The following is a 21653-nucleotide window of genomic DNA, read 5'->3' as shown; positions in this document are numbered from 1 at the left end:
AGGGGGCGGACGGCGCCGCAATCGCGCGGATCGCCCGCCCCTCGGGCCTGATCCGCTTCACGCTCGCCCGCCAACTCTTATATAAGACATAAGACATTTGACGCTACGGGGCGATTGCAATTAAAATCGCGTTCGAAGCCGTACCGGCACAGCATCGTAGTGCCCGAAAAGCCTTCCCCTGAAACGCAAAATCAGCAGGTCCCCCATGCTTGAAAACTTTCGTGCTCACGTAGCCGCACGCGCCGCGCTCGGCATCCCCCCCCTGCCTCTCACGGCTCAGCAAACCGCCGAGCTGGTGGAACTGCTGACGAATCCGCCCGCCGGCGAAGAGCAAACCCTGGTCGACCTGATCACCAACCGCGTACCGGCAGGCGTTGACGAAGCCGCGCGCGTGAAGGCCGGCTTCCTCGCCGCGGTCGCCAAGGGCGAAACCGCCTGCGCGCTGATCTCGCGCCAGCGCGCCACCGAACTGCTCGGCACGATGCTGGGCGGCTACAACATCGCCCCGCTGATCGAGCTGCTGTCGGACGCCGAAGTCGGCACCGTGGCCGCCGACGCGCTGAAGAAGACGCTTCTGATGTTCGATCAGTTCCACGACGTCAAGGAACTGGCCGACAAGGGCAACGCCAACGCCAAGGCCGTGCTGCAAAGCTGGGCCGACGCCGAATGGTTCACGAGCCGTCCGGAAGTCCCGCAAAGCCTGACCATCACGGTCTTCAAGGTCACGGGCGAAACCAACACCGACGACCTCTCGCCGGCACCGGACGCGACCACCCGCCCGGACATCCCCCTGCACGCGCTGGCCATGCTGAAGAACGCGCGTCCCGGCATCACGCCGGAAGAAGACGGCAAGCGCGGCCCGGTCAAGTTCATCGAATCGCTCAAGGAAAAGGGCCACCTGGTCGCCTACGTGGGCGACGTGGTCGGCACGGGCTCCTCGCGTAAGTCGGCCACCAACTCGGTGCTGTGGTTCACGGGCGAAGACATCCCCTTCATCCCGAACAAGCGCTTTGGCGGCGTGTGCCTGGGCGGCAAGATCGCCCCGATCTTCTACAACACGATGGAAGACGCCGGCGCCCTGCCGATCGAACTCGACGTGTCGCAGATGGAAATGGGCGACGTGGTCGAACTGCGCCCGTACGAAGGCAAGGCGCTCAAGAACGGCGCCGTGATCGCCGAATTCCAGGTCAAGTCCGACGTGCTGTTCGACGAAGTGCGCGCCGGCGGCCGCATTCCGCTGATCATCGGCCGCGGCCTGACCACCAAGGCGCGTGAAGCGCTGGGTCTCGCCCCGTCGACGCTGTTCCGCCTGCCGCAACAGCCCGCCGACAGCGGCAAGGGTTTCTCGCTCGCGCAGAAGATGGTCGGCCGCGCCTGCGGTCTGCCGGAAGGCCAGGGCGTGCGCCCGGGCACGTACTGCGAACCGAAGATGACCTCGGTCGGCTCGCAGGACACGACCGGCCCGATGACCCGCGACGAACTGAAGGACCTGGCGTGCCTCGGCTTCTCGGCCGACCTCGTCATGCAGTCGTTCTGCCACACGGCCGCTTATCCGAAGCCCGTGGACGTCAAGACGCACCAGACGCTGCCGAACTTCATCAGCACGCGCGGCGGCATCGCCCTGCGTCCGGGTGACGGCGTGATCCACTCGTGGCTGAACCGCATGCTGCTGCCCGACACCGTCGGCACCGGCGGCGACTCGCACACGCGCTTCCCGATCGGCATCAGCTTCCCGGCAGGTTCGGGCCTGGTCGCCTTCGCGGCCGCCACCGGCACGATGCCGCTGGACATGCCGGAATCGGTGCTCGTGCGCTTCAAGGGCGAAATGCAGCCGGGCGTCACGCTGCGTGACCTCGTCAACGCCATTCCGCTGTGGGCCATCAAGGAAGGCACGCTGACGGTCGCCAAGCAAGGCAAGAAGAACATCTTCTCGGGCCGCATTCTCGAAATCGAAGGCCTGCCCGATCTGAAGGTCGAGCAAGCGTTCGAATTGTCGGATGCATCGGCCGAGCGTTCGGCTGCCGGATGCACGGTGCACCTGAACAAGGAACCGATCATCGAGTACCTCAACAGCAACATCACGCTGCTGAAGTGGATGATCGCCCAGGGCTACCAGGACCCGCGCAGCCTCCAGCGCCGTATCAAGGCAATGGAAGCGTGGCTGGCCGATCCGCAACTGCTGCAACCGGATGCGGACGCCGAGTACGCGGCCGTCATCGAGATCGATCTGGCAGACGTGCATGAGCCGATCGTGGCCTGCCCGAACGACCCGGACGACGTGAAGACGCTGTCGGACGTGGCTGGCGCCAAGATCGACGAAGTGTTCATCGGCTCGTGCATGACCAACATCGGTCACTTCCGCGCCGCGTCGAAGCTGCTCGAAGGCAAGCGTGACATCCCCGTCAAGCTGTGGGTCGCGCCGCCGACCAAGATGGACCAGAAGCAACTGACCGAAGAAGGCCACTACGGCGTGTTCGGCACCGCGGGTGCGCGTACCGAAATGCCGGGCTGCTCGCTGTGCATGGGCAACCAGGCACAGGTGCGTGAAGGCGCAACGGTCATGTCGACCTCGACCCGTAACTTCCCGAACCGTCTGGGCAAGAACACGAACGTGTATCTCGGCTCGGCGGAACTGGCGGCGATCTGCTCGCGTCTGGGCCGCATCCCGACCAAGGAAGAGTACATGGCCGACATCGGCGTGATCAACGCCAACGGCGACAAGATCTACAAGTACATGAACTTCGACCAGATCGAAGACTTCAAGGAAGTCGCCGACACCGTAACGGTGTAAGCATGCTGTCGGGCTGCGACGCGATGGTTTCGTCGTAAGTTCTCGTTGCAGCGACACGCAAAGGCGCCGCGGGCATTCAGCCCGCGGCGCCTTTTTTTGTGCGGCGCGCCGACCGCCGCGCTTAGGGCAGGCCGCCATTTCGCCGGTGTTGCAGCGGGTATAGACTTCCCTGCACGACGCGCAAAACTCGCTCGCACGCTACCGCGGCCACTAGTCGCTCGCCGCCAAAACACAGCCGTGCGCGACCAGGTGGCGTCTTGTGCAGCGCTTTCGGGCGATCATGTGAACCGCAGTGAACGAATGCTAACCATTTCGTTCGGAATGCGAATGATTTACAAGTGACGAGAAGACGGCGCGCTTCATCGTCCGAATGAAGTGCCAGTGGCTTGCTCCATCGGCACGGCGGTTGCGCACGTGTCGAAGTCATCGTTGTTTGTGGCTTGCCGAAACGCTGGCTGCGATACATGAACCTGTGCAAGGGGGGCCCTGCCATGTCATATCGCCACCAGACCTCTCCCGCCCGGACGGGCGATGTCCTCGTTCTGGTCGGCGCGGCTTTCGCGGCGCCTGGCGTACGACGACTCGCCACGAGGTCCACCCCTTACTACGTCGTCGCGGGCATGCGCTCGCCCAAGCCTCTCCTCTACGGAGCGCCACACGCCCCAACCGGACCGCTCCCCACGCTCCACGCAAGCAGCGGGTCGCCAGTCGCTGCGGCCGAGTAACACCGCCGGGGGCGAAAACGACCACGCCGCATAAAGACGCAACCGGCTCCCCTCAATTAAACCGCCGACCACACAAGCTGTTAAGACAACCAACCTATTCGAACGGAGACGCGGGACATGAACGCATTCGATACGGCCATTCAGGCCTGGCTCGTTCATATCGGCTCATCGTCCTTCGCGTTTACCCACGCGGTTCACGCGATCGCCGAGTTCTATTTCACCAAAGGCGTCGTGCCGCTCGCGATTCTCTGCGCCATCTGGTTCCATCCGGGCGACGCCCAGCGATCGCATCGCGAGATTGTCGTCGCGACGCTGTGCGGCGCGCTCTCGGCGTTCCTGCTCGGCCGCCTGTTCGCGCTGACATTACCGTTCCGCCTTCGTCCGCTTTACGACCCTGCCGTGCATCTGTCGTTTCCGGTCGCCAGCGAAACCCCCGAAACCATGCGGCTGTGGAGTTCGTTCCCAAGCGACCATGCGGCGCTCTGGATGGCCGTGGCCGTCGGCATTTTCCTCGTCTGGCGATGGATCGGCGTGCTTGCGATCGCGCATTGCGTGCTCTTCGTGTGCCTGCCTCGCGTCTACCTGGGACTGCACTATCCGACCGATGTCATCGCGGGTGCGGCCATCGGCGCCTTTTGCGCATGGCTCTTCACGCGCGCGCCGATCCGCAGCCGCATCGCGCCGTTCTTTCTGCGTTTCATGGAACTTCGGCCGGCCGTGGGGTACATGCTCGCCTTCCTGTTCTTCTTCGAACTCGCGACCATGTTCGATGAGCCGCGCATCCTCGCGGTATTCGTCGTAAAGCAATTACATGGGGGCCTTCTCCACTAAGCCCAGGCAGGAATGCGGCGGCGCGCGAGTGAGGCGGATCCTTCTACGGGGTGAAAGGATACTTTCCTGAATACATGGTTAACCCCAGGCAATGAAACTCCTAGACTTTGTTCATCGGATGCGGCAACACAGCGCACCGAATACCAAAGCACAATGGAGGTTGTCATCATGAAGTCCCTGATTCAAGCGGTTGCCCTTGCTGTTGCCATCGTCGTTCCGGTTGCCTCGTTCGCCCAGTCGAATGCGCCGATCACCCGCGCGCAGGTGCGCGCCGAACTGGTACAGCTCGAAAAGGCCGGCTATAGCCCGTCGCGCGGCGAAGACCCGCACTACCCCGACGACCTGCTGGCTGCGGAAGCGAAGGTTGCCGCGCAAAACCGCGACGTTGGCGGTGTGGCGAACGGCTCGAGCGCCTCGGGCGCACCGGTTGTGCCGGTCGCCGCTCGCCCTGCCTTCGACGGCATGAAGCCCGTCTATTTCGGCCAGTAAGCCGCCGCATTAGCGAATATCCCCAGGGAGGCGCCGCAGTCGCGCGCCTCCCGATAGAGTGACCTGAGCACTCCCGCAACGAAGCCCGCAGCGAACCGCTCTCCGCGCTGTTTTCGCGCTGTTCCGGCGTCGTTGCAGTACGAACACCTCCACCACGGGGGCCCCGTCCCCGCTGGTTTCACCCAGACCGCTCCGGTCTGGGTCTTTTTCGGATTCGCCGCTCCGCAAGTAATCGGGCTGTACCATTGCGGACATGTTCGACCAATACCTCCGCCTGTGGGACTTGATCCCGGACGGCTCGCCCATTCTGAGCGCGACCAGTCATCTGCTGCCGGTGAAGTATCAGGAGCGCGAAGCGATGCTGAAGGTCGCCGCCTGCGCCGAAGAGCGCCGAGGCAATGCGCTCATGACATGGTGGAATGGCGACGGCGCGGCGTGCGTGTGGGCCCACGATGACGACGCCGTTCTGATCGAACGCGCGCAACCGGCTTCGTCGCTTGCCGATATGTCCCGTTCAGGACGCGACGACGACGCCACGCGCATTGCGTGCGCCGTGGTCAACAAGTTGCACGCGCACCGATCTCCGCACCGGCCTGGCGTCGTGCCGTTGGCCGAATGGTTCGAGCCCTTACGGTCCTTGTCAGCGCCTGCGGACCCTGTCCTCCGGCTTTGCGCCACGGTCGCGAACACCCTGTTGCGTGAGCCGCGCACCGATGAAGCCGTCCTGCACGGTGACATCCATCACGAGAACATTCTCTATTTCGGCGCGCGGGGATGGCTTGCCATCGATCCCAAAGGACTGCTTGGCGAACGGACATTCGACTACGCCAATCTGTTCTGCAATCCGGACGATCACATCGCCGTCGATCCGCTTCGCTTCGCCCGGCGAGTGGCGCTCGTGGCCGACTGCGCCAGGCTCGACCGGCGCAGGCTGCTGCAATGGATACTCGCCTGGTCGGGCCTTTCCGCCCTGTGGATGCGGGAGGACGGATTGCCCGCTCAAACCCGCTTGAGCGTCGCCGCACTCGCGGCGGGCGCACTCGGGCTTGCGGGCAAGCGCTGAAAGTCGATCACACGGCGGGACACATCGCCTCCAGCCGATTGACGGCGTCCGCGCGCCCAAGGTGTTCCAGATGCGCCTTCACCATCCCTTTCACGGCAATGCCGGCGCCCAGCGCATGCGGATACCAGGCGGCAAACGCATCGACGTAGCCCTGCGCGCGCGCCTCTTCGCCCAGATGGAACATGCAGACAGCAAGCAGGCCCGTGCCCACGATCTTCGGCACGTAATCGGTCTCGTCGATCGGCTCGGCCTCCAGGGCATATTCGAGCAACTCCACCGCGTCGCCAAACCGTTGCATCTCCACGAACGTGTGGCCGACACACCGCGCGCACAGTGCCCGCGAGTGTTCGAGCACCGGCAAATCCCCGACATCCGTCATCAGCACGCTCCCGCCAACGGCCACCGCCTCGTCGTAACGTCCGAGCATGCGCAGCGCGTCGACGGCGTAAGGACCGACCGTGCAGCGCATCCTCGGGCCACCAGGGTTCGGCATGCCATAAGAGAGCGACAGCGCGCGCATGGCCAGGGACCAGGTCAGTTCCGCGTTCTGCTGGCTCGCGACGATCGGAAGCACGCTCGATAGCATGCGAACCTGGAAATCGGGCGACTGCGTCGGTTCCATGGCAAGCACGGCCGCGACGCCTGCATTGATCGCGTCAATCCACGGTTCGAGCGGCGCATGGCCGTCGGCGACCAACGACGCCAGCACCCCAAGCGCGAGCGGCGGCGTGCCGCCCGGCGCGGCCGCCCATTTGCGCAGGCCCGGTTCGATATAGGCGAGCACTTCGTCCCATCGATCCTGCAAGAACAACCCGTCGCTCACGAAGAACTCGAATGTCGCGGCATCGGCAGGCTCGACTTCGGCGAGCACGCGCCGCGCAAGCGCTTCCGTATCCTTAGGTTTGCCGAGTTCCGCGTAGGTACGGCAGACGTATTCGAGGCAAACCACGTTCTTCGCCGCAAGGGCTGCATCCGCCAGGGGAGTCAGCGAACCATTGCGGGCCAGAAGCTGGCGACAGCCCGCCATCAGTCGTCCGGTGCCGTACGCCATTAGCGCGACGGCGTTCTCAGGGATCGCCAGCGTCGCCTGCAACGCGGCCAGGTCGTCGGGGTTGTCGTCGTGGGCGCTCAGCCAGAGCAACTGGTCCATGCGCTCCAGCAAGCCGGTTACGTCGTCGAGCCCGCGCCCCGCGCCCAGCCAGGCCGCGAAGCGGCGCCGTGCCGCCGCCTGAGCCGCGAGTGCGGGCGCGGAGTCCGTCTCGGCGCCGAAGCAGTAGCGCAGGAGGCTGTGGCGCAATGTCTTGTCGCGCAAGCGCGAAGCGCCCCCCACGTCGAGCAGCGCCGTTTCGGCGCGGCCCTGCCACGCCCACCACTGTAGCGGGCTGAGCGCCGCGCCATGCTCCGAAACGAAGAAGTCGTTCGGCACGCCGTGGTGCGCCACCGCCAGCGCTTCGAGCGCGACGCGCCAGCGCGCGAGGCTCGTTGCGTCAGACGCCATGTCGCTCACCCAGCCCGCCAGCGAACGCTCGAAGGCGTCATCCAGCGTGCGCAGGTTCGCGTAAGCGTCGATGGCCGCGTCCAGCGTTTCGAACACGGCGCCGCGGCGCAGTTCGTCCATCAGCAGTTGCAGGAAGTAAGGCGAGCCGGCCAGCGGCATCGCGACGACGTGCTCCAGCAACGCCGCATCGAGCGACTTGCGAAAGCGCGCCAGATAGTCACGCACGAAGCCCCGGCGCTCGTCCGGGTCCAGTTCGCGCAGTGCCGTCACCTGGAACATCGCGGGGGGGACGTTCAGATCTGCTTCGCTGGTCGTCAGGATGACCGCCACCTTCGGATTCCCGTTGGCGCCCAGCATCTGGATCAGGTCCTGCCAGTTGTCGAGCAGGTCGATGTCAGTCACCGTCAGGATGACGGGCCGCTCGATCGCCGTCAGGGCCTCCACGAGCCCCACGCGCGCCGCGCCCTCCCACGGCGGTAACAGTCCCAGCGCGCTCATCATCGTGCGCAGGTAATAGAACGCGTCGTCGGAGTTGACGGCCACGCCGGTGCGACAGTGCAAGGTAATTTCCGGGGCGGCCAGCCAGCGCGCGCGCGTGCAGAGCGTAAGGTAATCGGCCGCCGTCGCCTTGCCGCTGCCCGCCGGCCCCGTCACGATCACCCGGACGCGGCCCGGGTTCTCCCGGTCCGCCCAGGCATCGGCCGCGCACAGCACCGGCTCGTTGCGCACGATGTAGAAGGTCTGCGCCCGGATCGCCTCCGTGAGCCTCTCGTTCACTTCCCAGCCGCCCGGCATCGGCCCCTGGGTGAATCGCGCCACCGCCGAGAGTTGCCGCGCGAGGCGGACGATGGCCGCCGAAACGGCCCGCTCGATGTCGTCGCCCATTTCCACCACCGAGCGATAGCCGTCCATGCGCACGAGCCCGCGCTCGCGCAGCGCGTCCTTGAGCGCGTGCTGGCGCGCCGCGTGGGCTTCGTCGAACCAGGCGTCATGCCCGGCGCTGCCCGCCACCGCGCTGGCGAGCTGCTTCGACAGCGCGGGCGAGCGCAGGTAGAAAAACGCGTGCGGCTGCATTTGCGGCGTGTCGAGCACCCCGTAGCGGATCTCCATCTCGGTCACGCTCAGGGCTTCGCTGCGCGCGCGCTGGCGAATCCCTTCGCTGGCGCCGCCGCCGGCGCGGCTGGCCATGGCGTTATCGAGCGCGTCGAGCGCCGCCGGCTCCGGCGTCCAGCCATAGCGTTCGCCCAGCAGGCCGATGAAAAACGGCGGGCACGCGCGGCAGCGGTCGATCTCGTCCAGGCAGATCGCCACCGTCTCGCCGCGCTCGACCTCTTCGAGCGACACGCCCCAGCGCAAGTCGATTTCGCTGAGCACGATGCCGTGCGACGACGCGAGGCGCTTGAGCCGTGGAAACACCACCTTCACCAGATAGCTGCGCTCGGCCTGCATGTCCTGAAACGTCGACGAGAGGAACACCCGGATCTCGCGCTGCTGCGTATAGGACGGAATGGCGAAGCGCGCCTCGTTCTCGGTGAAAGGCTCGCGCCGCCCATCCGGCTGCTGGAGCACCCACGTCGACTCGCCGTGACGCTCGCGCAGCAGCATCAGCGCCGTGTGCTCGTCGCGATCGATCTCGATCGAATCGGGCGAGAGCCGCAGGTCGTCGTGATCGACCGGCGGCTCCGGTTCCGCCGTACTGAGTTGCCAAAGCTCCGGGGAATCTGCGCGCATCGCCTGTACTCCGTTCCAGTCGTTGTGAAAGAGGGGAAAACCGTATGCCGCGTTCGTCAGCCGTGGATTGGCTGCGCCGGACGTTCGCGATGGATGTGGAACCACTCGGTGTAGTCGTCGATCATCAGGCGGCCCAGGTCGAACAGCAGCTTTTCGCGCTGTTTGACGGCGCGCGCGAGGCCGCGCGGGTCGGCCGCCGCGGCCTCCTGCGTCGCGCCCCAGTGGCATTGCGCCGACAGCAGCATGGCATTGGTCGCCTCGCCGCGGCGGATCTCGGCTTCGAGCCCGAAGCCCTCCGCGGCTTCGCCCGCCGAAAGGCTGATCACGAGCGAGACCACCATGCCGACCACGAACCAGTGCCCCGCCACCGGATGCTCGAACAACTGGACGATGGCCTCGGGCAAGAGGCCGCCGTGCAACGATTCCACCACCTGCACCACCGCGCGTGCGAGCAGGACGCCCAGGCACAGCAGGAAGGTCACGAGGCAAACGCGGGACCAGATGTGCAGCCTGCGCAGGGCAGCGCGGCGGCGCGTGAGCAAGGTGTTCTCGCCGTAGTGGAGCTGATGCTCGATCAGCGATTTGGCGATCGAATCCCACTCGGCCTGCGCACGCTGCGGCGCGTCGGCGTAGAGGCCGCGCGCGGGCGCAGCCGAAAAGCGGATCGCATGCAAGGCGGCGCGCACCCAGAACATCGCACTGCGCCGCGCGAGCGGAATGTGGTCGGCCACATAGGAGCGCATCGCGCCGCTCGCCTCCGAACCATAAGGCGCCGTGGCGGACCAGAAGAACTGGATGCGCAGGCCCTCTGCCAGCAAGCGGTAATCCTGGTGGCGGCCCTCGATGCGTCGGGCGCGGTGAAGGATCAAACGCCCCAGCCCGAACAGCAGGATCGATGCGTACGCAATGAAAAAGAGCGAGCCCGGCAGCCGCTCGAGCGACTCGGGCAGCAGGCCATGCGGAAACGGCGACGTCTCGGCAAACTCGGAGGCGACCGCAAGCGAGAAGGCCGCCACAATGGCCAGCACGAAGAGCGAGAGCATGCGCGGCCATGCGCTCGCGAATCCGCCCGCGAGCGCCTTCACCTCGGTCAGCCGCAAGCGGCTCCATTCGCGTTGCCGTTCGCCCGAGAGCTGGTCGGCCGCCACGAAGGCGCGGTTCATCGCCGCGAGATCCGGGCGCGGCTCGGGCGTGACGCCGAGGCTGCCCAGCGCCTTGGCGCGCTCGCCGAGCGGTGAACCGTCCGGGACCGCGCCGCGCGCGCCATGTTCGGCCTCCGCCGCGCGCGCGTCGCGATTGAATTCTTCGATACTCGCCCACTGGCGCAGCACTTCCCGCGTGCGGAACAACGCAAGCGCGGGATCGTGTCTGGGCGCCTTCACCTCCCGCTCGCCATACAGCAGGCTCGCCGCCACGCGTGCGGGGCGCGCGCGCAAGCCGTCGATGGCGCGCGCGGCGTCGGCGCTCAAGCGCGGCAAGGGCAGATCGTCGGGCACGCGCACGATCGGCGCCGGTTCGGGCAGGCTGAATACCGAGACCTGGTTGCCGGCGTTCGGCGTATTGAGCGGCAGCGCACCCGCATGATCGTCGAGCGCCTTGCGTAACGTGCCGGGAGGCGCGGCGGCGCCCGTCGCCACGAACACCACGGCGCAACTGCGCAGCAGGTAGGTGGCGCTGGCGACGTCCGGCGCGATGTCTTCGTCGGGCGGCAGGCTCGCGCGCGGATCGACGCGCTCGCGCTCCACCAGCGTGCCCGCGGCATTGCGGGCGAGGACGTGCACGCAGTCCGTGCCGTTCGCGACGACGATGATCCAGTCCGTATGCGTGAAGGACGGTTCCAGTGCGCCGAGCAGGTCTTCCACGAATGAATTCGTCGCCTGCGCGGCGACGGCAACCCCGAATACTGCCGGAACATGCGCTTGCCGGTAGCTTGCTTGCATGGATAGTTGGTCAGGTTATTGTCGTTATGCGCCGCGCATTGTCGCGGCGCGCTTTAATCCGGATCCTGAATGCGCACGTATGTCTGCGCAAAAATATCGTTCGCCACAATGCCCCAGTCGCCGGGGCCGTATTCGAGCAGCCAGTCCCCGGGCTGCCCTTGCAAGGTGTCGCCGCTACTCGTCGCGACGCTGAACGCCTCGGGCATCTTGCGCGCCCGCACCTCGTTGGGCAAACGCGCGTAGCGGCCCGACTGCCCCGCCTGCGTGGGCGCTACGGGCTCATAGGTCCGCTCGAAGCGTTGCCGCGCGACCGGCCAGCGCTCGCCGCGCACCCCCGTGAGCAGCGCGTCGCCGGCGCGATAGGAGACCGGGCCTTCGAGCGTCGTCAGCACGCCGTCATGAGCGGCGATCTCGACGTCGACGGGATCGCGCCGCTTCGCGTAGCGATCCATGTCGTGTGAAGCCGTCGCCATTCGCGCTCCCATGCGGAATCGAAAAGATAATCTTAGCGTGTTTCGATTGTGCGTCGTGTGACGGGTGGGATGGCGGGATTTGCCGGGTCGCGGCCGTAGATGGTCACAGACGGCCAGCCTCTCGATAACAGCGGCACACGCTATCATTTCCGGGTCCGGCGAAGCCACCCTCTGCCTTCGCGCCATCCAGGCGCTGATCCACGACGGGCTTTACCCTTGCCAAGCGAGTCAGTCATGTACTACGTGATGGCCGTGCACATATTCACCGCGTTCTTGCTGGGTGCGGTAATCGGTTTCGAGCGTCAGTGGCGTCAACGTTTCACAGGTGTCGTGACGCATGCGCTGGTGGCAATCGGCGCCGCCACCTTTGCAGCGCTGCCGTTCCTGCTGGGTGCGCAGGAACATGTGGTGCGCATGGCTGCACAAGTCGTGACGGGGATAGGGTTTCTCGGTGCAGGCGTCATCATGCGTGATGGCGTGAGCATCCGGGGGCTCAGCACAGCCGCTACCGTCTGGTGCACAGGTGCGGTAGGCGTCATGGCGGGATGCGGGCTTCTGGGGGGCGCAGTGCTCTCTACGATGATGATCGTCTTCTGCAACTTGTCGCTGCCGTATCTGGCCCGATGGGTCTATCGGGTCGCGCCTGCGGAGACTGTCGTTCAGTGCCTCTTCGAGGTGGAGATCGTGGTCGACGGTCAGCAGGAAGCACTGGTTCGCTCCGCACTTCTGCTCAAGTTGAATGAGCAGGGCCTCGCATTGCAAAGTCTCGAAAGTCACGGCCTCAAGGGCGGCGGAAAATCCGAAGTCAATGCCGTCGTGCTTGGCCTGGAGAGGCAGGCCGGTGCGCTGGAAACGCTGGTGGGCGAACTGGCCTTGGCGCCGTATGTTTCAGCCGTGCGCTGGAGTATTCAAGAATGAACACATCACCATGAGCGGTCGGCTGATCCGTCCGACCTCGATGAGAGCGAGATGTGAAGCGCGGGTCAGCTACCCGTCAGCACGGCAACAGCGTAGACGCACGTGCGGTCACTTTCGTTTTTGAACAGGCAATCAGTGGGCGGCCCGAGTTCGAGGCAATCGCCCTCACTCATGACGTGTCTTGCTTCTCCTTCGCTGAACACAAGTTCCCCTTCCAGCACCCAGATGAGTTGACGTAGAAAGGCATAGGCGGATGCCGGCATGGCAACGCTTTCGCGAGCAGGCAAGGTGATGTGTATCAGATCGAGCGGGAGATCAGAGTTCGGCGAAACGTGCCGACGCACATAGCCTGTGTCGGGGTCGACCCAGAGAGGCTGGTCGGCTTTGCGCAAGAGTTTTCCCTTGCTGACCTCAGCGCGCGCGATCAACGTTGACATGCTCAAGCCGAACGCGCCAGACAATTTTCCGAGCAGGGTTGCTGTCGGGCTGCTGTCGCCCCGCTCGACCTTGAAGATCATCCCGCGTGACACCGAGGCTCGCTCAGCCAGTTCCGAAAGCGACCATCCACGGGCTTCCCGTTCAATCCGTATCCGCGCGCCAATGCGGCGATCAATCTCTTCTGTCATCGTTCATCATAATGGTTACTTGAATCGTCAGGACGGCCATGAAACCGGGTCAGTCGTCGTCATGGCCGTTTCGCTTTAGGTGGCTTTATTCAGGTAGCTCACAAATGTATCGGCCGAAATGACGGGCGCGAAGAAATTGTTGATTCGCTCCATCGCTGCGGGCTCCTGTTCCGGCTTCTGGCAACCACATGCGTCGCCAATGACGATAGGAAGATAGCCATTATCTCGCGCTATCCGTGTGTTCCCTTCTATGCACCAGTCGAGGTGGATTCCGGTGAGGACAATCACCTGAACCCGCTTCCGTGTCAGTTCAAGTGGCATGGCCGTGCCGATCCACGCCGACTGCAAGGCGCGTTCGTTGAATTCGTTATCGCCGGGACGCACCAGCGCACGCAGTTCACCTACGAGTTCGTTATCCCGGGCCTGCTGCTCCTTCGTCCAGTTAATGCCTTTCGTCCATGTTCCAAATTGCGCATGATCGAAGTCGTTCTGCGGATAGGATTGACGGAAAAGCTCGTAGCCGATCCAGTTAAAAGACACGAAATTCTTTTTCTTCCGGGCAGCCTGCACGACCTTGATGGTGGCTTCCAGACTGCCGCGTTGCCTGTGGCCCTCGCCGGATTGCAAGCCGCCCGGATCGTAGACGGACTTCGTCTGGCTAACGGAACAATAGGCAGCGGGACGGGACAGAATCTCAGCGAGATCGAGTTCCCTCCATTGCGGCGCCATCTCTGGAATGGCATGAATGCCGCCAATCGTCTTGCTGCTGGTGTCGGCTGCCCGTGCCGACGTTGCGCCGGACAGCGCCGCTGCACCGAGTGCCAGTCCTTGCAGGGTTTTACGTCGTGTCGCAAAAAAATCCGCCATCACAATCCTCTTGAAGTTTGAAATGTACGCCAGTGCAAATCGATGCACTGGCCATAGTTCAATCGCAAGAGATGTGCCACTATAAGAATATCATGTATCAATATAGTGATACGACTGTCGTTCGAGGCATGCCAGTCCGGGCCTGATAGAAGAAGCGCATTACGCGCGTGGGCGTCGCATCGCCGGTCATCCACGTTTCCCATGCACCGTGGCTGCCGACCCGCGCACCAACGTGACGCGAAATCCCGTGCATTGAATGGAAAATCCAGCGCCACGGATATATCCGCTGTGAGGAGCGGCTGCATGGGCTCAGTGAGGACAGTTCTCACGTGTGCTGCGCGGCTTGCACGGCTTCTGCGACAGCGCCACACACTCCTCTACACTGCATGACAGTTTCAACATGCCCCGATCTTCATGCTCAAGAACCTGTGGTATGCCGTAGCCGCGTCGGCCGATCTGCGCGACGCGCTGCTGCCCGTCACCGTACTCGGCCATCGCTTCGTGGCGTTGCGCGACAACGCGGGGCACGCCCGCCTGCTCTCCGACATCTGCGTACACCGCGGCGCATCGCTGTCCGCGGGGCGGCGCGTGGACGGCACCGTGCAGTGCCCCTATCACGGCTGGCGCTATGGCGGCGACGGCGTCTGCGTGCACATTCCCGCGCAGCCGCAGGCGCGCATTCCGGCGCGCGCCCGCGTGGACGGCTATCCGGTAGTCGAACGACACGGGTGGGTCTGGGCGTTTCTCGGCGATCTACCCGAGGAGGCGCGCCCACCGCTGCCCGATTTGTCGTGGGCCGACGATCCCGGTGTGCGCGTGATATACGGGACGTTCGAGTGGGCGGCCAACTGGGAGCGCATCGTCGAGAACGGACTCGATTTCGCGCACGCGCCATTCGTGCACGGGACGTCGTTCGGCGCCCCGGATCGGCCCGACATCGATACGTTCGACGTCGAAGCGCAAGACGACTGGAGCGCGCAAGCGAAGCTCGTCATGCGGCGGCCCGTGCGCAAGGGCGTGTTCCGGCGCACGCCCAGCGGCGAACACGTCGATGTTGTCACGCGCACGGGTTTTCATCTGAGCGGCCCGTGCGCCACGCTGGAACTCACCCTCGGCAACGGCTGGCAAATTTTTATCGCGTCGGCGCATGTCCCGGTCGATGCGCTCCACACGCGCACCGTCTGGATGATGGGCCGCACCTTCCTGCGAAGCCCGCTGCTCGACGCGCGCTTTCGCCGGCGCAACCTGCGCATCTTTGCCGAAGACCACGCGGTGCTGCGCAGGATTCGCCCCGAATGCGTGCCGCAAGGTTGGCATAACGAAGTATCGGTGAAATCGGACGCCTTGCAGATTGCGTTCCGCCAGCGTGTGCAGGCGCTGGAACAGCGCGGCTGGCTAGCCGCCCCGGCAAACCAGGCCGACGGCACGGGAGAAGCCCGGCGCAGCGTAAATGTAATCGCCTGCCCCGCGCGCCACGAAGTGAAAACCTGGGCGCTCGATGCGGCGCTCACCGCGCGAACAAACAGCCAGGACGAACCTTAGGGCCGCGTGCCCCGCCGATGGATCAAGCTCGGGTGGGTCATAGATGCGCGCGCAGGAAATCCACGACCTCGTGGTCCATCTGGCGATGAATCTCCACCCGGTCAATCCCGGGCGCATCCTGGCAAATCAGCGCCGCACTGGCCGCGACCGACGGCGGACACGGATCGATGAAGACGAAGTGGTTGCCCGGCACGACATGCACCGCCGGTGGGCCAGGCAAATTCGCCTCAACGGCAAGCGCGTTTCTCGCGGCACCCAGGTAGCTGTCATCCTGCGGTCGATAGAGCATCGCCGGAACGTGCACAACGGACAAGCCCGAGGCTCCGAACATCATGGCCAGCGGATCCATCAGCACCAGGGCCTTGACGCGGTGATCAACAGGCGGCTGCCAGGCAACGAGTTCAGCGGGCACGGCCGCGTTGCCCTGGGCGCCGTGTGGACCGTTGCCGGTTGCCGAAGACGGACACGATCCCGGATCGTCATGATTCGCGCAGTACGCACTCGCGGCCGCAAAGTCGGGTTTCGCTCCCGCCAGAATCAGCGCGGTGTAGCCACCGGCCGAGTATCCGATCAAGCCCATTCGCCCGGCGTCGGCGCGCGCCGAAAACCGTGCATCGGCGAGAACAGCGTTGAGCGCGGCTTGCGCCTGTCGCGGACGATCAATCAGGATCTGGGCTTGAGACGCGGCCCGGGGATGCCCTGAGGCGTCCCCCACGTGCGTCGGCAAGATGACGATGAATCCGGCACGAGCGAGCGCCGTGGCCAATTCGCGGTGGCTGAGGGGGCCGCCGCCGCGTCCGTGTGAAATCAGCACAACGGGGAAGCGGTTGTCCGGTACCGGCAAAGCATCGCGCGTCGCCTCGATCGTAAACGGACCTGCTTGCCATGGAACCTCGCGCTCACGCGTGGGGTAAAAAACTACCGTTTCGAAAGGAGCCGCCCCATCCGGCACCGTGAGACGCATGACCCCTGCGTTAAAAGCGGCCGGTTCTGCCCGCGCGGAACAAGTCCATACGATTGCCAGTACAACGATCGCGATCCAACGCATGTCACGACTCCTGGGCAAGCAGTGTGAGACGCGAAGGATATCAGAACGCCTTGCACCTTCGATGACCAGGGCGCGTCGTCAACCGATCCGCTCAGTTGCCCCTGACGCGTTCCCAACCGTTTCGCACGGCGGCCTTGAAACGCTCCCACCGGCTTTCCGGGTAGCGCGACTCCCAGGTTTCGCGAACGCTCGACTCAGCCCTCGTCCAGTCCGACCCGCGATACCGCTCGTCCTGCCCGAGCGTGGCGCCGTGCGTGAAGGCCCGGCGATACTCGTCATAGGTCGCGCCCGTGTTGGCGTAGTGGGCCTCATAGTCCTTGCGCAATTGACTTTCGTAGGCGGCGTCTTTGGACGACAGCGTTTCCAGATTCGGGTCCCCCGCGTAGCCCGTTGCCGACGCAGGGTCAGCCTTTGCCGCACTCGCGTTGCCCGCGGCCGGGTGCGCTGCGCTCGACTTCAGATTTTCATTCTGGGAGGCTCGCGCGGCGCCGGCCTCGGGTGCCCCCGGCTCCCGCGACACAGGATGGCCCCATGGACTCGATCCGTGCCACTCCGTACGCGTCGGTCCCTGCTGCATCTTGTCAACCGCTTTCGGGCCCTTCGGAGCCGCGGCTGTGCCGTGCAACCCGGCGTCAGCGCCGGGAGACGCATCGCCGGTGGGCGCCATGGGCGCATTCGTTGACGCGGGCGTGCTGCGAGGCATGGCGGTTTCGCGCGCCTCGTCGTGCGGTTGGGTCGACGACTCGTGTTGATGGGCACCGTCGCCCGAAGTCGCGTCCTGCCGATGTAATTCCGGCGCAGGAGCTTTGGCGTCCACGGGTCGGTTGCGCCATTCGTCGGCGCGTTCCCCAATATCCGCGGCACCGGCCCGGCGCATCAGATCGAGCGTCATGTCGACCTGCGGCTCGGAAACGTCAGCGCTGACAATCGTGCCGCCACGGCGGACGAACTGCCTGTAGTCATCGACTTCCGGCGGATACTTTCCCGTCTTGAAGAGCCGGGCGAACAATTGCTCGAGCCGGTCGAACATCGCCTTGTGATGCCGCACCTCCCCGCTACCCGGCGCGTAGACACGTGGCCCCTTTTCGACCGGAGCATCGGCGCTCGTTGAATAGATCGCAATATCCGCTTGCGGTATGCCTGCGCCACCCAGTGCGAGTTTCGCCGAATACGCCTGCGCATAGCTGTCGAATACGCCTATCACTGTCTGCTTCATGCCAGCCTCCGTCGCCATTCAACGAGGCGCTCTCACCCCGTCCTGGCGAGGAGTGCATCGCGCGTGCCCGGACCGTCTTTTCCCTGCTGTGTTCGCTGCGGCGTCGCTCGAACTCTAGGTCGCGACAGCCACGTGTGTGCGAAAAGTTCGTGACGCAGGCATGTTCATGACGTGAAACTCCCAATCCTGTTCGCATGGCATGAGGATTGCAGAACGGCAACCAGAGTATGTATGCGCTTGCAGAGGGATGGTGACTGGACTGCACAGGTGGCAGCCTGTGCATTTTTTCGCGCACGCGTCCGGGTGAGAGACTGCCGGTTGCTGGCCTCACGCCATCAGGAGATGGCACGCATCTGTGGTGGCGCGCCGTCTAACGCATCAATATTGCCTCTGTTACCCGGCCCACTCCGCGAATAATCAGGCTTCCTAACCATATGCCGAACAATGCACACGGATGCGTTTCACGTAGCCCGCGCGCATCGGTAGTTGACGCACCTCATTAGTGCGAGTACACTACGCGCCGCGGGGTGGAGCAGTCTGGCAGCTCGTCGGGCTCATAACCCGAAGGTCGTAGGTTCAAATCCTACCCCCGCAACCAATAGCAGCAAGGGCAGCAAGGCTTCTAGCCAGTTTGTGTATCCGTTTGAACTGCCCTGAATTCGCTGTTAGGGCAAACTGAGGGCAAGTCCTGCGGATTTTATGCAGATTTGCCGAAAAAACTGAACCCGCCCCGAGCGGGTTTTTTATTGTCCGTTGATCCAGCGCCCCCCCTGCGCCAAACCCTTCCCCTATCGCTTCCCCCCGTCGCCCGTGAGCGGCCCGATGCGGTGCTTTTCCTGCATCAAGCGGCGGCGGATGCGCGCGAGCGCTTTACGCGCGTCATCAATCGTCGCGCTCTTTTTGTCCAGATACCAAAGCTCCCCCGCCGTGATTGCTTCGAGTTCGTAGAGCGCGTGCCGCCCGGTCTGCACTTCGAGCGCGAGGCGTCGCACGTCTTCGTTCGGGTGTGCCGTCCAGATTCGCCGTAGCTCGCGATAAGTCGGAGTCTCAAACGGCGGCAACGGTCGTTTCCTTCGTGCGCGTGAGCGCGTTGGCAATGATCGCGGCGCACAGCTTGTCGTTAGGCCCGTGCCCCGCGAGTAGTGGCGCGACGTGTGCGAGCACGACGCGCATGGCGTCTTCCCACTAAGGATTCGGATAGCCCCCCGCGCAGCAGCGCGAGCCGCATGCGCATTTGATCGAGCGCGGCGCGTAGGCGATCACGAGCAGCGCGCGCGGCACGGGTGCGAGGCGTTCGAGCTGGCGACGGATGCGTGCGGCCTGGGCCGTGGCATCGGTACCGGTAAGCGTTGAAGCGGATGGCACGCCCTGATGCAGCACGCCCAGCGAAGACATACCGCCGCGCTCGATGGCGTGGCGTAGCGCGTCACGCACCGCAGCGGCGTGACTCGAATAGAGGTCGCGCATGGTGAGCCTGTATGGGGGAATTGGTGCAGCGCAGAAATAGAAAAAGCCCGCTCATTCGGGCGGGCTCTCAAAAATTCTGGACAAATTCGGATGATTCGCATTAATCGGAATATTAGCCAAGATTCGGCGCATGTCAAATCAAATTTCTTAGGCAACGCGCGTCGAATAATGGCCTCGTTTTTCATTTTAGGACGAATCCGATATCGCTCTAGATAAGCAGGGGCGAGCATTTATTACGTGAATGAAAGATTAGATAGAAAAATGAAAGCTTCCCTCGCCGCCGAGCCCGCTATTGGCGGACTGACGCAGAAACAAGAAACGAGAACAAGGAGCACGTATGCAGGGAAAGAGAATTCGGACGGCACTATTTCGGCTTGCGCCAATCACTCTGTCACTGACCATTGCAGCATGTGGTGGTAGTGATGCCGGATCCGCGTTGGCGTCGAGCAACGAGGCGGTCTTACCGGCCGTCGCCAAGGCCCAACTAGCGGCTGCAGCAAGTGCCGCCGCCTCGGAAAACGTCGATCCAGAAATTTGGGCGCGCGTAAAAGCGAGCGCGATTCGCGACGACTCTGTGACGGATCGCTTTATCGTCAAGTATAAGGATGGGAGCACGGAGCGGAAGGATGGCGGTACGATTGAACAGAAGTTAAAGCAGTTAACCGCCGCATTTCCAGCAAAAGCACATCATCTTCGCCGGTTGGGTGTCGGTGCCGACGTTCTTACGAGTGAGCGCAAGCTCAATGCCACTGAGGCAAAGGCATTCATGCGCGCGATTGCATCGGACCCAAACGTCGAATATGTAGAGCCCGATGTTCAAATGAACGCGGACGCGGTTCCAAATGACCCGCTCTATTTGAAAGAATGGTATTTGCATTCCAATTTGCCACCATACAATCAAAACGCAGGTATCCGAGCGGTGGATGCGTGGGACATTTCCACGGGTGCGGGCTCTGTGATTGCGATCGTTGACACTGGTATAACAAGCCATAGTGACTACAACGCAAATCTGCTTCCGGGTCAGGATTTACTTGGCACGGAGCGAACTGGAACAGGCATGAATCCAGGCGTCACGAGCGGACAATGCGAGGTATCGTGGCACGGAACGCACGTAGCTGGCATTGCTGCTGCCATTGCCAATAATAATGTTGGTGTCGCGGGCGTAGCGCCGAATGCAAAGATTCTATCGGTTCGCGTGCTGAACGGATGCGGGCTCGGTAGTCTGTCTGATGTGGCCGACGGTATTACATGGGCCGCTGGCGGAACACTTCCTAACGTTCGAGCCAACGCCACGCCGGCGAATATCATTAATCTAAGCCTTGGTGGTAATAGCGCGTGCAGCGTGACGATGCAAAATGCGATTGATTTCGCTACGAGTAAAGGCAGTATCGTCGTGGCGGCGGCGGGTAATGATGCTATTGATGTTTCTAGGCATCAACCCTCTAATTGCAAAAATGTAATCGCTGTGGGCGGAAGTGGTCTGCGGGGAAGTTACGCCGGTTCGAACTATGGTCCGGGAATCGATATTGCTGCGCCCGGCGAATATATTCTGTCAACTTATGACGCGGGCACCGCCGCACCGTCAGGAGAGACATATGCGGAACTGAATGGTACGTCAATGGCAGCGCCCGCAGTATCCGGCGTAGTTGCGCTCATCAATTCAATTGCACCCGGTAAATATAACGTCAACGAAATGCGTACCCTGCTACAGCAAACAGTACAGCCGTTCCCGTACAAGCTAGATCGGGTGCTTGGCGCGGGGATCGTTGATGCCACTAACGCAGTTAAAACAGCCAAGGCGGCGAATCCGCCTGTCGCTGCAGACTTCGATTGCCAACAGCAAATCACGACACAACGCGTCAACTGCACTGACCGCTCGACGTCAAGAGGCGGTGTTGCGATCAAGTCGGTGGAATGGAATTGGGGCGATGGAAAGCCGGTATCAGTATTCGGTCCAGGCGTTAATCCAGTACGTGAGTATGAGTATCCCGGCAATTACACGATGAAAGTCACTGCAACCGACGTTAACGGAAATTCCAGCTCAATTTCGCGTCCCATGGTGATTACCGAACTTCCGTCAACCTATCTTGCCCCTGACACCGAAACCGCCTTGAATATCAAGGTGAATTCCGAGGCATATATCAATCTTCAGATTCCGAAAGGCACGAAGAAAATTACAGCCACGTTGAATATTAACAACAACAATGAATCTGTATATTTTGCATTGAAAAATTCGTTGACACTTATAAGTCCAGATTGCCGAAAAGATGGCGGAAAAGGAACTTATGTCTGCGCAGTAGATACCCCCCCACAGGGAAAATATTTCATCATGGTCTATTCCGTCTTCCAAACCACGATAAATGGGGCGACACTTAAATACTCATTGTCACAATAACTGACTCGGTCGCACCTCGCTTGCTTGCCATAT

At 63.1% G+C, this 21653-nt stretch carries 17 protein-coding genes and 1 tRNA gene; 8 read left to right on the top strand and 10 right to left on the bottom strand.

The window, feature by feature from the left end:
* The first annotated feature begins 205 nt into the window (after window positions 1-205).
* From acnB to C7401_RS12230, 4 genes are all read left to right on the top strand, one after another.
* Entirely contained in the window at window positions 206-2791 is a 2586-nt protein-coding gene (acnB, locus tag C7401_RS12245) for a bifunctional aconitate hydratase 2/2-methylisocitrate dehydratase (RefSeq protein ID WP_112171638.1), read from the top strand.
* A gap of 842 nt (window positions 2792-3633) precedes the next feature.
* Window positions 3634-4347 carry a phosphatase PAP2 family protein gene (locus tag C7401_RS12240; RefSeq protein WP_112171637.1) on the top strand — a complete coding sequence of 238 codons (714 nt, stop codon included), beginning with the start codon at window positions 3634-3636 and terminating at the stop codon, window positions 4345-4347.
* A 168-nt stretch (window positions 4348-4515) separates the two neighbouring features.
* Window positions 4516-4836, top strand: coding sequence for a DUF4148 domain-containing protein (locus tag C7401_RS12235; RefSeq protein ID WP_112171636.1), 321 nt, complete (start codon window positions 4516-4518; stop codon window positions 4834-4836).
* Between the two features lie 253 nt (window positions 4837-5089).
* Window positions 5090-5899, top strand: a complete 810-nt coding sequence (locus C7401_RS12230) for an aminoglycoside phosphotransferase family protein (protein WP_112171635.1) — start codon at window positions 5090-5092, stop codon at window positions 5897-5899.
* 7 nt (window positions 5900-5906) lie between these two features.
* Here C7401_RS12230 and C7401_RS12225 read toward each other — a convergent pair whose 3' ends face one another.
* The 3 genes from C7401_RS12225 to C7401_RS12215 are packed head-to-tail and all read right to left on the bottom strand — an operon-like array spanning window position 5907 to window position 11541.
* Window positions 5907-9128: a DUF4062 domain-containing protein gene (locus C7401_RS12225; protein ID WP_181565564.1), complete on the bottom strand. Its 3222-nt coding sequence runs from the start codon at window positions 9126-9128 to the stop codon at window positions 5907-5909.
* 56 nt (window positions 9129-9184) lie between these two features.
* Entirely contained in the window at window positions 9185-11068 is a 1884-nt protein-coding gene (locus C7401_RS44940) for a hypothetical protein (RefSeq protein WP_181565562.1), read from the bottom strand.
* A gap of 53 nt (window positions 11069-11121) precedes the next feature.
* Window positions 11122-11541, bottom strand: coding sequence for a PGDYG domain-containing protein (locus C7401_RS12215; RefSeq protein ID WP_258397006.1), 420 nt, complete (start codon window positions 11539-11541; stop codon window positions 11122-11124).
* 234 nt (window positions 11542-11775) lie between these two features.
* On the opposite strand from C7401_RS12215, the gene C7401_RS12210 reads away from it, so the two are divergent.
* The gene (locus tag C7401_RS12210; RefSeq protein ID WP_112171631.1) at window positions 11776-12459 is read left to right on the top strand and encodes an MgtC/SapB family protein; all 684 of its coding nucleotides are present in this window, start codon (window positions 11776-11778) and stop codon (window positions 12457-12459) included.
* 65 nt (window positions 12460-12524) lie between these two features.
* Here C7401_RS12210 and C7401_RS12205 read toward each other — a convergent pair whose 3' ends face one another.
* Window positions 12525-13085, bottom strand: coding sequence for a helix-turn-helix domain-containing protein (locus tag C7401_RS12205; RefSeq protein WP_112171630.1), 561 nt, complete (start codon window positions 13083-13085; stop codon window positions 12525-12527).
* Between the two features lie 75 nt (window positions 13086-13160).
* Window positions 13161-13952: a cysteine hydrolase family protein gene (locus tag C7401_RS12200; protein WP_112171840.1), complete on the bottom strand. Its 792-nt coding sequence runs from the start codon at window positions 13950-13952 to the stop codon at window positions 13161-13163.
* A 414-nt stretch (window positions 13953-14366) separates the two neighbouring features.
* Here C7401_RS12200 and C7401_RS12195 point away from each other — a divergent pair, with 414 nt between their 5' ends.
* The gene (locus C7401_RS12195) at window positions 14367-15494 is read left to right on the top strand and encodes an aromatic ring-hydroxylating dioxygenase subunit alpha (protein ID WP_112171629.1); all 1128 of its coding nucleotides are present in this window, start codon (window positions 14367-14369) and stop codon (window positions 15492-15494) included.
* Between the two features lie 37 nt (window positions 15495-15531).
* On the opposite strand, the gene C7401_RS12190 is transcribed toward C7401_RS12195, so the two are convergent.
* Together C7401_RS12190 and C7401_RS12185 are read right to left on the bottom strand one after the other, a co-directional pair.
* On the bottom strand, window positions 15532-16542 hold the full coding sequence (locus C7401_RS12190) for an alpha/beta hydrolase family protein (protein ID WP_112171628.1): 1011 nt from the start codon (window positions 16540-16542) through the stop codon (window positions 15532-15534).
* 91 nt (window positions 16543-16633) lie between these two features.
* Window positions 16634-17758: a hypothetical protein gene (locus tag C7401_RS12185; RefSeq protein WP_112171627.1), complete on the bottom strand. Its 1125-nt coding sequence runs from the start codon at window positions 17756-17758 to the stop codon at window positions 16634-16636.
* Window positions 17759-18279: 521 nt separating this feature from the next.
* Here C7401_RS12185 and C7401_RS12180 point away from each other — a divergent pair.
* Window positions 18280-18356: transfer RNA gene (locus C7401_RS12180), tRNA-Met, on the top strand.
* A 190-nt stretch (window positions 18357-18546) separates the two neighbouring features.
* Here the strand turns inward: C7401_RS12180 and C7401_RS12175 are convergent.
* From C7401_RS12175 to C7401_RS12170, 3 genes are read right to left on the bottom strand one after another with little or no spacing between them, the layout of a single operon-like run.
* Window positions 18547-18750, bottom strand: a complete 204-nt coding sequence (locus C7401_RS12175; RefSeq protein WP_181565561.1) for a hypothetical protein — start codon at window positions 18748-18750, stop codon at window positions 18547-18549.
* 55 nt (window positions 18751-18805) lie between these two features.
* Complete coding sequence (locus tag C7401_RS45560) at window positions 18806-18931, bottom strand: hypothetical protein (RefSeq protein WP_258397005.1); 126 nt, start codon at window positions 18929-18931, stop codon at window positions 18806-18808.
* 12 nt (window positions 18932-18943) lie between these two features.
* Complete coding sequence (locus C7401_RS12170; RefSeq protein WP_112171625.1) at window positions 18944-19225, bottom strand: hypothetical protein; 282 nt, start codon at window positions 19223-19225, stop codon at window positions 18944-18946.
* Window positions 19226-19562: 337 nt separating this feature from the next.
* Between C7401_RS12170 and C7401_RS12165 the strand changes: the two genes are divergently transcribed.
* On the top strand, window positions 19563-21620 hold the full coding sequence (locus tag C7401_RS12165; protein WP_112171624.1) for a S8 family serine peptidase: 2058 nt from the start codon (window positions 19563-19565) through the stop codon (window positions 21618-21620).
* Window positions 21621-21653 lie beyond the last annotated feature (33 nt).

The sequence above is a fragment of the Paraburkholderia unamae genome (assembly GCF_003268775.1).
Taxonomy (GTDB): domain Bacteria; phylum Pseudomonadota; class Gammaproteobacteria; order Burkholderiales; family Burkholderiaceae; genus Paraburkholderia; species Paraburkholderia unamae.
Note: the sequence above shows the minus strand (reverse complement) of the source record. Positions and strands in the feature narration are given on the sequence as shown.

What these genes read in the sequence shown, in the direction of transcription:
- acnB (WP_112171638.1), top strand. Translation starts at nt 206, where the DNA reads ATGCTTGAAAACTTTCGTGCTCACGTAGCCGCACGCGCCGCGCTCGGC.
- C7401_RS12240 (WP_112171637.1), top strand. Translation starts at nt 3,634, where the DNA reads ATGAACGCATTCGATACGGCCATTCAGGCCTGGCTCGTTCATATCGGC.
- C7401_RS12235 (WP_112171636.1), top strand. Translation starts at nt 4,516, where the DNA reads ATGAAGTCCCTGATTCAAGCGGTTGCCCTTGCTGTTGCCATCGTCGTT.
- C7401_RS12230 (WP_112171635.1), top strand. Translation starts at nt 5,090, where the DNA reads ATGTTCGACCAATACCTCCGCCTGTGGGACTTGATCCCGGACGGCTCG.
- C7401_RS12225 (WP_181565564.1), bottom strand. Translation starts at nt 9,128, where the DNA reads ATGCGCGCAGATTCCCCGGAGCTTTGGCAACTCAGTACGGCGGAACCG.
- C7401_RS44940 (WP_181565562.1), bottom strand. Translation starts at nt 11,068, where the DNA reads ATGCAAGCAAGCTACCGGCAAGCGCATGTTCCGGCAGTATTCGGGGTT.
- C7401_RS12215 (WP_258397006.1), bottom strand. Translation starts at nt 11,541, where the DNA reads ATGGCGACGGCTTCACACGACATGGATCGCTACGCGAAGCGGCGCGAT.
- C7401_RS12210 (WP_112171631.1), top strand. Translation starts at nt 11,776, where the DNA reads ATGTACTACGTGATGGCCGTGCACATATTCACCGCGTTCTTGCTGGGT.
- C7401_RS12205 (WP_112171630.1), bottom strand. Translation starts at nt 13,085, where the DNA reads ATGACAGAAGAGATTGATCGCCGCATTGGCGCGCGGATACGGATTGAA.
- C7401_RS12200 (WP_112171840.1), bottom strand. Translation starts at nt 13,952, where the DNA reads ATGGCGGATTTTTTTGCGACACGACGTAAAACCCTGCAAGGACTGGCA.
- C7401_RS12195 (WP_112171629.1), top strand. Translation starts at nt 14,367, where the DNA reads ATGCTCAAGAACCTGTGGTATGCCGTAGCCGCGTCGGCCGATCTGCGC.
- C7401_RS12190 (WP_112171628.1), bottom strand. Translation starts at nt 16,542, where the DNA reads ATGCGTTGGATCGCGATCGTTGTACTGGCAATCGTATGGACTTGTTCC.
- C7401_RS12185 (WP_112171627.1), bottom strand. Translation starts at nt 17,758, where the DNA reads ATGAAGCAGACAGTGATAGGCGTATTCGACAGCTATGCGCAGGCGTAT.
- C7401_RS45560 (WP_258397005.1), bottom strand. Translation starts at nt 18,931, where the DNA reads ATGCGCGTCGTGCTCGCACACGTCGCGCCACTACTCGCGGGGCACGGG.
- C7401_RS12170 (WP_112171625.1), bottom strand. Translation starts at nt 19,225, where the DNA reads ATGCGCGACCTCTATTCGAGTCACGCCGCTGCGGTGCGTGACGCGCTA.
- C7401_RS12165 (WP_112171624.1), top strand. Translation starts at nt 19,563, where the DNA reads ATGCAGGGAAAGAGAATTCGGACGGCACTATTTCGGCTTGCGCCAATC.